Raw genomic sequence first — 12,309 nt, forward strand, 5'->3', positions numbered from 1 at the left:
AAGAGACGGCCTACGGGACCGTGGTGGAGACGACGTAGACGCGGGGGTTGGCCGGGTTGGTCAGGTCGACGGTGACGTCCCGGGCGGGGCGGGGTTCCTTCGCGTCCAGGCTGATGCCGGCCCACTGGTGCTTCGGGCTCCAGCTCCAGCCCGCGACCTTGGCGTCGTGCGGGGAGATGGAGACGCCCGGGGTCAGCTCCCCGCGGCTGGTGCCGATGTCGGCGAGGAAGGTGTCGAGCTCCTCGGGGGTCGTCCCGAACTGCACGAACAGCCGGCTCGTGTGCCAGTTGTTGGTCTCCAGGTAGCCGACGAGGGAGGCCATCATCGGGATCGGGACCTCGTAGACGCTGCGCTGCACCCTGGAGGGCCAGCCCTCGCGCACCTTGACCGCGCCGATCTTCGAGGCCTTGTCGCGGCCGCTCTCGCGGCTCTGCTGGGCGGAGACGGCCAGGTAGCCCGCCGGGACGCCGACGAGCAGCAGGATGATGATCGCCGTGACCCAGCGGCGCCGGACCGTCTGGCGGCGGCCCTGTCGGTCCTGCCCGCCGTCGTCGGCGGGCGGGGGGCCGCCCGCCCCGGGGGCGGAGGCCTGTCTGGGCAGGGAGGGCGGTGTCACGGTCTGTCCTGGTTCTCGGGGTCCTTGGGGCTGGTGGAGCCGGCGCCGCGCCGGCCGAGCTGCGCGTAGCGCTCGTGCCGCTCCACCCGGCGGCGCGTCGCGCGGCGGAAGCGGCGGGCGACGAGCCGGGCCAGGTCGGCCGCGCCGACCATACCCGCCTCGGGGCCGAGCTGGGCCTTGGCGATCCGGGCCTCGGGGCGGTAGCCGCGGCCGGTGAGGTGGCGGCGGAAGGCGTCCCGGGCGGGGCCGATGAGGAGGTCGTCGGCGGCGCTGACGCCGCCGCCGATGACGAAGCAGGAGGGGTCGAGGGCGGCGGCGAGGTTGGCGATGCCGACGCCGAGCCACTGGCCGATGTCCTGGAGGAGCTCGACGCACATGGCGTCGCCCTCGCGGGCCAGCTCGGTGATCAGCGGGCCGGTGATCTCGGTGACGTTGCCGCCGACCCTGGCGATGATGTTGTACGCGACCGGGGAGTCGGCGGCGGCCAGCTCGCGGGCCTCGCGGACCAGGGCGTTGCCGGAGCTGTACTGCTCCCAGCAGCCGCGGTTGCCGCAGGGGCAGCGGTGCCCGCCGGGGACGACCTGCATGTGCCCGAACTCGCCGGCCACCCCGTAGCGGCCGCGCTTGACCTGGCCGCCCTCCAGGATGGCCCCGCCGATGCCGGTGCCCAGGGTGATCATGACGAGGTGGTCCTCGCCCCGGCCCGCGCCGAAGCGCCACTCGGCCCAGGCGGCGGTGTTGGCATCGTTGTCGACCATGACCGGGACCGCGAGCCGGGACTGCAGGGCGTCGCGCAGCGGCTCGTCGCGCCAGGCGAGGTGCGGGGCGAACAGCACGCGGGAGCGGTCGGCGTCGACCCAGCCGGCCGCGCCGATGCCCACCGCGTGCACGTCGTGCCGGTCGGAGAGGTCGAGCACCAGCTCGACGATGGTGTCCTCGACGACCTTGGGGCTCTTGGACTTGTCCGGGGTCTCGGTGCGGATCTTCTCCAGGATGACCCCGTCCGCGTCGACGACGCCGGCCATGACCTTGGTGCCGCCGATGTCGATGCCCACGGTCGGCACGCGCGGGGCGGTCAGCAGCGACCGGCGCTCACGGGTCCCGACCGTCCGCAGGACGGTGCCCCGCGCCGCACCCCGGTGGGCGAGCGTGAAGTCCCGGTACGTACTCATCGAGTCGTGTCGTCCCTGTCGGAGGTGGTGGTGGCCTGCGGGCCGGCGGGGGTACCGGCCGCGGTGTCCGGTCCTGATTCTGCCACCCGCTCCAGCTCGTGGCTCAGCTCGTCCAGCTCCGAGCCGCCCGCCATCTGCCGGGTGAGCTCGTCCAGGGTGATCGAGTCCCGGGTGTGGCTGCCCGCCATCGTGCCGCGCTTGAGGAGGACGAAACGGTCCCCGACCAGGTGCGCGTGGTGCGGGTTGTGGGTGATCAGGACCACCCCGAGTCCGGCGTCGCGGGCGGCGGCGACGTACTTGAGGACCACGCCGGACTGCTTGACGCCGAGGGCGGCGGTGGGCTCGTCGAGTACGAGGACCTTCGCCCCGAAGTGGACGGCGCGGGCGATGGCCACGCACTGGCGCTCGCCGCCGGACAGGGTGCCGATGGGCTGGTCCACGTCGCGCAGGTCGATGCCCATGCGCAGCAGCTCGGCGCGGGTGGTCCGGCGCATCAGCTCCACGTCCAGGCGCCGGAAGGGGCCGCGGCCCTTGGTGGGCTCGGAGCCGAGGAAGAAGTTCCGCCAGACCGGCATGAGGGGGACGACGGCCAGGTCCTGGTAGACGGTGGCGATGCCGCGGTCGAGGGCCGCGCGGGGGTTGGCGAGGACGGTCTCCTCCCCCTCGATCTCGAAGCTGCCGGCGTCGTGCCGGTGCAGCCCCGCGATGATCTTGATGAGGGTGGACTTGCCGGCGCCGTTGTCGCCGAGGACACAGGTGATCTCCCCGGCCGACACCTCCAGGGAGACGCCCTGGAGGGCGCGGATGTTGCCGTAGTACTTGCTGACGTCGGTCAGCTTCACGAGGGCCGGGCCCTCGGTCTTGGTCACCGCGCTCACGGTCACTTCGCCTCCGCCCGCTTGCGGACCCATGCGTTCAGGAGCGTGGCCAGGAGCAGCATCGCGCCGAGGAAGAACTTGAACCAGTCGGGGTTCCACTGGGCGTACACGATGCCGTTGCTGGTCATGCCGAAGATGAAGGCGCCCACGGCCGAGCCGATCGCCGAGCCGTAGCCGCCGGTCATCAGGCAGCCGCCGATGACGGCCGCGATGATGTAGAGGAACTCGTTGCCGACCCCCTCCCCGGACTGGACGACGTCGAAGGAGAAGAGGATGTGCTGCCCGGAGATCCAGGCGCACAGCGCGACGCCCATGTAGAGGCCGATACGGGTCTTCACCACGGGCACGCCGGTGGCGCGGGCCGCGTCGGCGCCGCCGCCCACCGCGAAGATCCAGTTCCCGGCGCGGGTGCGCAGCAGGATCCAGGTGGCGACGGCGACCAGGGCCAGCCACCACAGGATGGTGACCTTCAAGGTGACCGAGCCGATGTTCCACTGCGAGGCGAACAGCGCCCGGGCGGAGGAGAAGCCCTCCATGTCGGCGATCGACTTGGTGGAGACGGAGCCGCTGATCAGCTTGGTGAAGCCGAGGTTCAGGCCGGTCAGCATCAGGAAGGTGCCGAGGGTGATGATGAAGCTCGGCAGCTTGGTGCGGGTCAGCATGAAGCCGTTGAAGAAGCCGATGGCCAGGGTGACCAGCAGCGACACCCCGACGCCTACCCATACGTTCGCGGTCATCTGGTAGCTGAACATGGAGCTGAACAGCGCCGAGGTGGTGACCATGACGCCGGCGGACAGGTCGAACTCGCCGCCGATCATCAGCAGGGCGACCGGGACCGCCATGATCCCGATGGTGGAGGCCGAGTAGAGGACCGTGCTCAGGCTGGAGGTCCGCAGGAAGCTGTCCGCCGCGAAGGAGAAGAAGACGAAGACGGCGGCGGCGCCGACGACCGCGCCCAGCTCGGGACGGCCGAGCAGCCGGCGGACCAGGGAGGCGGGCGCGAGCCGTTCGTCGGCGGGCGCGGTGGCGGTGCTCATCGGGTGCCCCGCTTGATGTACTTCTCCAGCTGGGCGGCCTCGGCCCCGCTGACGATCTGCGGCCCGGTCAGCACCGGCCGGCCGCCGCCGAGGACGTCGGCGTTGTAGCGGTTGAGCCAAAGCAGGTCGACGGCCTCGTAGCCCTGGAGGTAGGGCTGCTGGTCGACGGCGAAGCCGAGGGCGCCGGACTTCAGGTCGCGGGCGACGGCCTCGTTGAGGTCGAAGGTGTCCACCTCGGCCTTGCTGCCGGCCGCGTCCTTCGCCTTGAGGGCGGTGGCCGCGAAGGGGGCGCCGAGGGTGACGATCGCGTCGACGGAGGGGTCCGCCTGGAGCTTGGCCTGGAGGGCGGCCTGCACGGAGGGCATGTTGGTGCCCTCGACGTAGAGGTTCTCCATGCTGCCGCCGAAGGCCTTCTTCGCCCCGGCGCAGCGCTGCTCGTGGCCCACGTTGCCCTGCTCGTGCAGGACGCAGACGGCCTTCCGCTTCCCGCGCTTGGTCAGCTCGGCGCCGACGGCCTCGCCGGCGATGCCCTCGTCCTGGCCGATGTGGGTGAGCGCCCCGTACTCGGCCGACTGGGCGGATCCGGAGTTGACCGTGACGACCGGGATGCCCGCCTTGACGGCCTTGCCGATGACGTCCTTGAGGGCGTCGGGCTTGGCGAGGCTGACGATCAGCCCGTCGACCTTCTGGTCGATGGCGTTCTGCACGAACTGTGCCTGCTGCTGGGCCTGGTCGTCGTGCGAGTAGACGAAGTTGATGTTGTCCTTCGCCGCGGCCTCCTTGGCACCCTTCTGGACGATGTCCCAGAAGGTGTCGCCGTCGCCCGCGTGCGTGACCATCGCGAAGGTCCAGCGCGGCGTGGACACGGCGGGCCGGCCCGCCTCCGCGGCCTTCGCCCGCTCCTCGGCACGCTTGCCGCCGGTGCTGCTGCAGCCCGCGAGGGAGGCTCCCAGTACCGCCGCGAGCACGGCGCCCACGACGCGTACCCCTGTCCGAACCCTAGCCACGTCCCCGTGCCGCCCTTCCCTCGTCCGTGTCGTCCGTCATCAATCGGTCATTCCGGTTCCAGCCGCCCAGTATCCGCCACAGTCGACCATGAAGGGTCATCGGGGCGTGCCCGGGCAGATTGACAGGTCCCCCGTACGGGGTCACGTTGAGTGCATGCGCATCGGGCTCATCGGAACGGGCCGGATCGGCTCGTTCCACGCGGCCGCCCTGGCCCGCCACCCGGACGCCGGCTCGCTGCTGCTGGCCGACGCCGATCCCGGGCGGGCCGCGCGGCTCGCGGACCGGCTGGGGGCCACCGCCGCGCCCTCCGTGGACCAGGTCTTCAGCTGGGGCGTGGACGCGCTGGTCGTGGCCTGCTCGACGGAGGGGCACGCCGAGCTGGTCGTCCGGGCGGTGCGCGGCGGACTGCCGGTGTTCTGCGAGAAGCCGGTGGCTCCGGACCTGGAGCGCACCCTCGCGGTGCTGCGCGAGGTGGAGTCCGTCGGGGGGACCCTGCAGCTGGGCTTCATGCGCCGCTTCGACGCCGGCTGCCGCACCGCGCGGGAGCTGGTCCGCTCGGGGGCCCTGGGCCGGCTGCACACCGTACGGACCATGACGGCCGACCCGGCTCCGCCGCCCGCCGCGTACCTGGCGACCTCGGGGGGCCTGTACCGGGACTGCCTGGTGCACGACTTCGACATGGTCCGCTGGGTGACCGGGCGCGAGGTCCGCGAGGTGTACGCGACCGGTTCGGACGCGGGGCCGCCGCGGTTCCGGGAGAACGGCGACGTCGACACGGCCGCGGCCGTCCTGACCCTGGACGACGGGACGCTGGCGACCTGTACCGCCACCCGGTGCAACGGCGCCGGGTACGACGTACGGATGGAGCTCGCCGGGGAGCTGGACCAGGTGTCCTCCGGGCTGGACGACCGTACCCCCATCGCCTCCACCGAGCCGCACGGCCCGCCCCCGGCGAGCAAGCCGTGGTCCGGCTTCCTGGAGCGGTTCGCCCCCGCCTACGAGGCCGAGCTGGCGGCCTTCGTCCGGCTGGTGCGCGGCGAGGGCCCCAACCCGTGCGACGGCAGGGAGGGGCTGGCCGCCTTCCGGATCGCGGAGGCGTGCGAGTACTCGCGGCGGGAGCGGCGCCCGGTGCGGCTGGCGGAGCTCCCGGACCTCTAGGCGGGCCATGCGGGCCACCGTAGGTCGGGCGATCAAGCAGGCGGCAGGCGAATGTCGGCCAATCGGCGCGGGCCGGGCGGGTCAGCCCGCGGCGCGGCGGCCCCAGGCCGTGCCGGCCAGGACGAGGGCCGCGCCGGTCAGACCGAGGGCGCCGAGGTGCTCGCCGCCGATGGCGATGCCCGCGGCGGCCGCCCACAGCGGTTCGGTGCCCAGCAGCAGGCTGACGCGGGAGGGCGAGGTGCGGCGGACGGCCCACATCTGCACGAAGAAGGCGAAGAGGGTGCAGAAGACGGAGAGGAAGGCCAGCCCGGCCCATTCGGCGGGCCCGAAGTCCAGGGCCGCGGCCCAGGGCGAGGCTCCGGTGCCGGGCAGGGCGGCGAGGAGGGCGAAGAGCAGGACGGCGCTGCCGAGCTGGACGGTGGTCAGGGAGAGGGCGTCGGCGTCCTGGACGGCCTTGATCCGGGCCATCAGCAGGACGTGCAGGGTGCGGGCGAGGGCCGCGCCGAGGATCAGCAGGTCGCCGAGGCCGGGCGCACTGAACCCGGCGCCCTGGGTGAGCAGCACGACTCCGGCGACGGAGACGGCGGCCGCCCCGAGGAAGGCCGGGGAGGGGGCGGTGCGCCGGACGGCGGACTCGGCGAGCGGGGTGAAGATCATGGTCAGGCTGATGATCAGCCCGGCGTTGGTGGCGGAGGTGTGCACCACCCCGTAGGTCTCCAGCAGGAAGATCCCGCCGAGTACGAGGCCCAGTACCCCGGCGCCGCGCAGCTGGGCGGCGCTCAGCGCGCGCAGCCGCCGCCACCCGGCGAGGACGAGGACGGGCAGGACGAGCGCGAAGCGGACCACGAGCACCGCGATGACGGTGTGCTGGGTGGTGATGCCCTTGGCGGCGAGGTAGCTGCCGCCCCAGACGACGGCGACGAGCAGGACGGGCAGGTCGGCCAGCCAGGCCCGGCGGGGGGCGAGGGCGGGCGCGGGGGCGGTGAGGGTCGACACGCGGGCAACTCCGGCGGCGGGCAGGGGGTGGAGACGTCGGCGGCTCGCACGGGTGCGGCCTCACCGTAGCGGAGCCGATCTTCCCCGTCGACCGCATTCCACCCCCTGACCTGGTACGGGAGCCGACCTGGGTGCGGTCAGTCCATGAAGGTGCCGAAGGAGGCGCGTCCGGCCAGCCGGTAGGTGTGGATCGCGATGCCGGAGCCCGTGGAGCGGGAGGCGGCCAGTTCGAAGGCGGTGGGCAGGGCGCCCGCCTCGAACAGCCGCTGTCCCGCGCCGAGGAGGACGGGGAAGACGAGCAGGTTGAGCTCCTCGACGAGGTCCCGCGCGAGCAGCCACCGGGCCAGCTGTCCGCTGCCGTGGACCTGGAGTTCCCCGTCGGTGGCGTCCTTGGCGCGGACGACCTCCGCCTGGAGCTGCTCGCCGTCCACCACGGTGGCGGGGCCCCAGGCCGCTTCCTTCAGGGTGGTGGAGGCGACGTACTTCGGCAGCCGGTTGAGCCGGCCCGCGACCGGGTCGGCCGGGTCGTCGTGCCCGGGCCAGTACGAGGCGAAGATCTCGTAGGTCCGCCGCCCCAGCAGGAAGGCTCCGGCGCGGCCGAACAGTTCGCCGATGAACTCCCCCATGCCCTCGTCGGCGTACGGCACGACCCAGCCGCCGTAGGCGAACCCGCCGGTGGTGTCCTCCTCGGGGCCGCCGGGGGCCTGCATCACGCCGTCGAGGGTGAGGAAGGTGGTGAGGGTCAGCTTGCCCATGGCTCCGCGCTCCTTCGTCTTCGGCACCGGGTGTGCCTCGCACCGGTTCAGACTCGCGGGCCGCCCGGAACTCATCGGTGCGGCGCGCGTGAACGCGGTGTCCGATTCCCGCCAGCGCCGGTGATCTCCGGGCGATTTCATTGAACTCGCAACCAAGCGACTCGGAGGAACAGCATGAACGGCAACGCAGTGGCCCTGGTGACGGGTGGCAGCAGGGGCATCGGCGCGGCGACCGCGCTGCGGCTGGCGCGGGACGGGGCCGACGTCGCGATCACCTACGTCAGCGACGCGGCCGCGGCCGCCGAGGTGGTCGGCAAGGTCGAGGCGCTCGGCCGGCGCGGCCTGGCCGTACGGGCCGACGCGGGTGACGCGGAGCAGGCGGTGTCGGCGGTGGAGGAGACCGTGCGCGGCCTCGGGCGGATCGACGTCCTGGTCAACAACGCGGGCGCGGGCGTGCTCGGGCCGCTGGAGGGCCTGACCCTGGCCGACGTGGACCGGGTCCTGGCGGTCAACGTGCGCGGCGCCTTCCTGGCCTCGCAGGCGGCGGCCGGGCGGATGGGCTCCGGAGGCCGGATCATCACCATCGGCACCTGTATGACCCAGCGGGTCCCGGGCCCCGGCGGAACCCTGTACGCGACGAGCAAGGCGGCACTGACCGGCCTGACCAAGGCCCTCGCCCGGGAGCTCGGCGGGCGCGGGATCACCGCCAACCTCGTGCACCCGGGGCCGGTGGACACCGACATGAACCCGGCGGACGGTCCGTACGCGGGACCGCAGAGCGCGATGACGGCCCTCGGCCGCTTCGGCACCCCCGAGGAGGTGGCGGCCATGGTGGCCTTCCTCGCCGGGGCGGAGGCCGCGTACGTCACGGGCGCGGAGTTCTCGGTGGACGGCGGCCACGCGGCCTGACCCGGCCCGACCCGGCCCGGCCCGGCCCGAACCCTGACACGCCTACGGGGCGCACCGCCCGCGGTGCGCCCCGTAGGACGGTGCTCGCGCCCCGGGGGTGTCGGCCCCCGGGGCGGTCTGCTGGAGGAGGAGCGGACTCAGCCGCCCAGCTCCTGGTGACGGGCGGCGTGCGCGGCCGCGCCGGCCTCCGTCAGCGAGCCGTACAGGCGCAGCCGGGAGAAGCCGCCGTCCGGGAAGATGTCGATGCGCACGTGCGTACCGACGGCCGGGGCGTCGAGGATGAAGCGGTGGTTGGTGTCGGGCTGCAGGCGGGTGCGCGGCAGGAACTCCGCCCACTCGCCCTCCTCGCCGGTCTTGACGGACAGCGAGGCCCAGCCGGCCGAGTTGCCCTTGAGGTAGGCGGTGTCGATCTCGACGGCGCGGATCTCGGACTCGGCGACCAGCTCGTAGCGGATCCAGTCGTTGCCGTTGTCGCGGCGGCGGGCGGTCTCCCAGCCGTCGTCCATCTTGCGGGAGCGGCCCGGGTTGATGGTGTTGGTCGGCGGGGAGTAGAAGCGGTTGGAGGCGTCCTCGACGGAGCCGCCGTTCTCCAGGGCGACGACGTCGAAGGTGCCCAGCGCGGCGAGCCACTTCGGGTCGGGGCGGACCTCGCCGTAGACGCGGATGCGGGCGACGCCGCCGTCCGGGTGCTGGTTGAGGCGCAGGTGCGTGAAGCGCTGCTCCACGTCGACCGCGAAGCCGTTGGCCGCGTGGCCGCCGACGGTGGTGCGCTCGACGAGGGTCGTCCACTTGACGTCCTCGGAGAGCAGCTCCTCCGCCGTCGGGAAGCCCTCGACGGAGGCGGCCTGGACCGACACGGCCTGCGGCATGTTGCCGCGGAAGTGGGCGGTGTCGACGACGATGCCGCGGATGACGCCGGGGGCGCCGAGACGGATCAGGGCGAAGTCGTGGTCCTCGGGGGTCGGCCAGGGCTGCTCCGCGGACACACCGCGGCGGCGGCGGGTCTCCCAGCCGTCCATGACCTTGCCCTTGTGCCCGAAGTGCTCGGGGTCGAAGTGCGGGGCCTCGGAGACGAGGAGGTTCTCGCGCTCGGCGAAGAACTCGTCGTTGGCGGCGATGACACCGGCGCCCAGCTCACGGGCGGCGAGGTTCGCGTACTGGGTGAAGGGGAACTCCGCGGTGCGGTAGTCCGCGTACGGGTCGCCGCCTCCGTACGGGTTCGCGTTACCGGTGAAAGAAGCCAGTTCAGTCGAACGCTGTGCCACTGTCAGTTCTGCCTTTCGAGGAGGAGGCCCGTGGGCTCGGTCGGGGTGCCGTGGTCGGCGATCTGCGTACCGCGCAGCCAGGTGGACTTCACGACGCCGTGCAGGGTCTTGCCCGCGTACGCCGTGACCTGGTTGCGGTGGTGCAGGTGCGCCGGGTCCACGGTGAAGGTCTCTTCGGGGGCCAGGACGGCGAAGTCGGCGTCGCGGCCGGCCTCGATGGCGCCCTTGGCGGCCAGACCGGCCAGCGCGGCCGGGGCGGTGGACATCCAGCGCACGACGTCCTCCAGGGAGCGTCCGCGCTTCTGCGCCTCGGTCCAGATGGCGGGCAGGCCCAGCTGGAGGGAGGAGATGCCGCCCCAGGCGGTGGCGAAGTCGTCCGTCTTCAGGTCCGCGGTGGAGGGCGAGTGGTCGGAGACGATGCAGTCGATCGTGCCGTCGGCCAGCGCGTCCCACAGGAGGTCCTGGTTGGCGGACTCGCGGATGGGCGGGCAGCACTTGAACTCGCTGGCGCCGTCCGGGACTTCCTCGGCCGTGAGGGTGAGGTAGTGCGGGCAGGACTCGACGGTGATCCGGACGCCCTCGGCCTTCGCGGCGGCGATCAGCGGCAGCGCGTCGGAGGAGGACAGGTGCAGGACGTGCACACGGGCGTTCAGCCGCTTGGCCTGGGCGATCAGGTTGCCGATCGCGGTGTTCTCGGCGTCGCGCGGACGGGAGGCCAGGAAGTCGGCGTACTTGGGGCCCGGGGTCTGCGGCGCGGAATCCAGGTGGTGCGGGTCCTCGGCGTGCACGATCATCAGGCCGCCGAAGCCGGTGATCTCGGCGAGGGAGGTGGCCAGCCGCTCCTGGTCGAGCTCGGGGAACTCGTCGACGCCGGAGGGCGACAGGAAGCACTTGAAGCCGTAGACGCCGGCGTCGTGCAGCGGGCGCAGGTCCTTGACGTTGTCCGGGAGGGCGCCGCCCCAGAAGCCGACGTCCACGTGCGCCTTGGTCCGGGCGACCTCCTGCTTGACGCGGAGGTTGTCGACCGTGGTGGTCGGCGGCAGGGAGTTGAGCGGCATGTCGAGGATGGTGGTGATGCCGCCGGCGGCGGCCGCGCGGGTCGCCGTCCAGAAGCCCTCCCACTCGGTGCGGCCCGGGTCGTTCACGTGGACGTGGGTGTCGACCAGGCCGGGGAGCAGGACGTCGTCGCCGAAGTCCTCCAGCCGGGCTCCGGCCGGCACCTCGGCCTCGTACGCCAGCACAGCCGTGATCTTCCCGCCGGCGACGGCCACCGAGGCGGCACGCGTCCCCTCGGGGGTGATGACGCGCGTCGAGCGCAGTACCAGTTCCACAGCCACGTCGGCCACCGGAACCTCCCCATCTACTTCCACAGAGCGAAATTCAACGTTCTGTTGACGGAGTCTTCACCCCGATCCGAGGCCAGTCAAGAGCGTCCGGACGGACCACTGACCGACACTCACCGCAATTGGATGTTTCCACAGGATGGAATTAAGATTTCACTATCCAGAATGTAGCTACCACCACCGGGGACCGGGCAGGTAACTTCCCGAGGACGTCCACCACCAGGACAAACCGCCTCTGACCGGCGGGGACGACGACGCCCCGGCTCTAGGGCCGACGCCGACCGACCGGTAGGCTGCTCCCTTGCCTGCCAGCACCGAAAGGACCGCGCCGTGCCGACGTCCAGCGCCAGCACCACCGACGCTTCCGCCAAGCCCACCGCCGCCAGCGGTGGCGTCCAGTCCCTGGAGCGCGCCTTCGATCTGCTCGAACGCATGGCCGATGCCGGGGGCGAGGTCGGTCTCAGCGAGCTCTCCGCCGCCAGCGGCCTGCCGCTGCCGACCATCCACCGCCTGATGCGCACGCTCGTCGCCTGCGGCTACGTCCGGCAGCAGCCCAACCGACGGTACTCCCTCGGGCCGCGCCTGATCCGCCTCGGCGAGTCCGCGTCGCGCCTGCTGGGCACCTGGGCCCGCCCCTACCTCGCCCGCCTGGTCGAGGAGACCGGCGAGACGGCGAACATGGCCCTGCTCGACGGCGACGAGATCGTCTACGTCGCCCAGGTGCCGTCCAAGCACTCCATGCGCATGTTCACGGAGGTCGGCCGCCGGGTGCTGCCGCACTCCACGGGCGTGGGCAAGGCGCTGCTCGCCTACACCCCCGCCGACGAGGTGCGCGCGCTCCTCTCCCGCACCGGGATGCCGGCCGCGACCGAGAAGACCATCACCACGCCCGAGGGCTTCCTGGAGGCCCTGGAGCAGGTCCGCAGGGTGGGCTACGCGGTCGACGACAACGAGCAGGAGATAGGAGTCCGCTGCCTCGCCGTGTCGGTGCCGAACTCGCCGACCGCCGCCGCGATCTCCATCTCCGGTCCGGCGGGCCGGGTCACCGAGGCCGTCGCCGAGTCCTTCGTGCCGATCCTCCAGGGCGTGGCCGCCGAGCTCTCGGTGGCGCTGGCCAACCAGAGCCCCGCGTAGCGGGCAGGGCGTACGAAGGCCCCCGCGCCCCTCTCAGA

Annotated in this window: 12 protein-coding genes; 3 read left to right on the forward strand and 9 right to left on the reverse strand. The window is 72.6% G+C overall.

Translation table 11 applies throughout. The features are described from left to right. Nucleotides 1–10: 10 nt before the first annotated feature. Genes OOK31_RS06505 through OOK31_RS06525 form a run of 5 tightly spaced genes read right to left on the reverse strand, consistent with a single transcriptional unit; the run spans nucleotide 11 to nucleotide 4,680 of the window. Entirely contained in the window at nucleotides 11–616 is a 606-nt protein-coding gene (locus tag OOK31_RS06505; RefSeq protein WP_267011363.1) for a hypothetical protein, read from the reverse strand. Continuing rightward, the gene (locus OOK31_RS06510) at nucleotides 613–1,788 is read right to left on the reverse strand and encodes an ROK family glucokinase (protein WP_267011364.1); all 1,176 of its coding nucleotides are present in this window, start codon (nucleotides 1,786–1,788) and stop codon (nucleotides 613–615) included. The genes OOK31_RS06505 and OOK31_RS06510 overlap by 4 nt, the downstream gene beginning before the upstream one ends. Then, complete coding sequence (locus OOK31_RS06515) at nucleotides 1,785–2,699, reverse strand: ATP-binding cassette domain-containing protein (RefSeq protein ID WP_267011365.1); 915 nt, start codon at nucleotides 2,697–2,699, stop codon at nucleotides 1,785–1,787. Before OOK31_RS06515 ends, OOK31_RS06510 begins: the two co-directional genes overlap by 4 nt. Then, nucleotides 2,669–3,703, reverse strand: coding sequence for an ABC transporter permease (locus OOK31_RS06520; RefSeq protein WP_267011366.1), 1,035 nt, complete (start codon nucleotides 3,701–3,703; stop codon nucleotides 2,669–2,671). Before OOK31_RS06520 ends, OOK31_RS06515 begins: the two co-directional genes overlap by 31 nt. Further along, a complete protein-coding gene (locus OOK31_RS06525) occupies nucleotides 3,700–4,680 on the reverse strand; it encodes a sugar ABC transporter substrate-binding protein (protein WP_267011367.1) in 981 nt (326 codons plus the stop codon). The genes OOK31_RS06520 and OOK31_RS06525 overlap by 4 nt, the downstream gene beginning before the upstream one ends. Nucleotides 4,681–4,864: 184 nt before the next feature. On the opposite strand from OOK31_RS06525, the gene OOK31_RS06530 reads away from it, so the two are divergent. Further along, complete coding sequence (locus OOK31_RS06530; RefSeq protein WP_267011368.1) at nucleotides 4,865–5,869, forward strand: Gfo/Idh/MocA family oxidoreductase; 1,005 nt, start codon at nucleotides 4,865–4,867, stop codon at nucleotides 5,867–5,869. An 81-nt stretch (nucleotides 5,870–5,950) separates the two neighbouring features. Here the strand turns inward: OOK31_RS06530 and OOK31_RS06535 are convergent, their stop codons facing one another. Together OOK31_RS06535 and OOK31_RS06540 are read right to left on the reverse strand one after the other, a co-directional pair. Next, complete coding sequence (locus tag OOK31_RS06535; protein WP_267011369.1) at nucleotides 5,951–6,865, reverse strand: DMT family transporter; 915 nt, start codon at nucleotides 6,863–6,865, stop codon at nucleotides 5,951–5,953. Nucleotides 6,866–7,002: 137 nt separating this feature from the next. Next, nucleotides 7,003–7,620, reverse strand: a complete 618-nt coding sequence (locus tag OOK31_RS06540) for a dihydrofolate reductase family protein (protein ID WP_267011851.1) — start codon at nucleotides 7,618–7,620, stop codon at nucleotides 7,003–7,005. A 174-nt stretch (nucleotides 7,621–7,794) separates the two neighbouring features. Here OOK31_RS06540 and OOK31_RS06545 point away from each other — a divergent pair, with 174 nt between their 5' ends. Further along, on the forward strand, nucleotides 7,795–8,529 hold the full coding sequence (locus OOK31_RS06545) for an SDR family oxidoreductase (RefSeq protein ID WP_267011370.1): 735 nt from the start codon (nucleotides 7,795–7,797) through the stop codon (nucleotides 8,527–8,529). A gap of 137 nt (nucleotides 8,530–8,666) precedes the next feature. Here the strand turns inward: OOK31_RS06545 and alc are convergent, their stop codons facing one another. Continuing rightward, nucleotides 8,667–9,794 (reverse strand): allantoicase, encoded by a 1,128-nt coding sequence (gene alc / locus OOK31_RS06550; RefSeq protein WP_267011371.1) that lies wholly within the window; start codon nucleotides 9,792–9,794, stop codon nucleotides 8,667–8,669. A gap of 2 nt (nucleotides 9,795–9,796) precedes the next feature. Further along, nucleotides 9,797–11,140 (reverse strand): allantoinase AllB, encoded by a 1,344-nt coding sequence (gene allB, locus OOK31_RS06555; protein WP_267011372.1) that lies wholly within the window; start codon nucleotides 11,138–11,140, stop codon nucleotides 9,797–9,799. A 327-nt stretch (nucleotides 11,141–11,467) separates the two neighbouring features. Here allB and OOK31_RS06560 point away from each other — a divergent pair, with 327 nt between their 5' ends. Beyond that, on the forward strand, nucleotides 11,468–12,271 hold the full coding sequence (locus tag OOK31_RS06560) for an IclR family transcriptional regulator (RefSeq protein ID WP_267011373.1): 804 nt from the start codon (nucleotides 11,468–11,470) through the stop codon (nucleotides 12,269–12,271). Nucleotides 12,272–12,309 lie beyond the last annotated feature (38 nt).

This window comes from Streptomyces sp. NBC_00249 (assembly GCF_026342355.1).
Lineage (GTDB): Bacteria > Actinomycetota > Actinomycetes > Streptomycetales > Streptomycetaceae > Streptomyces.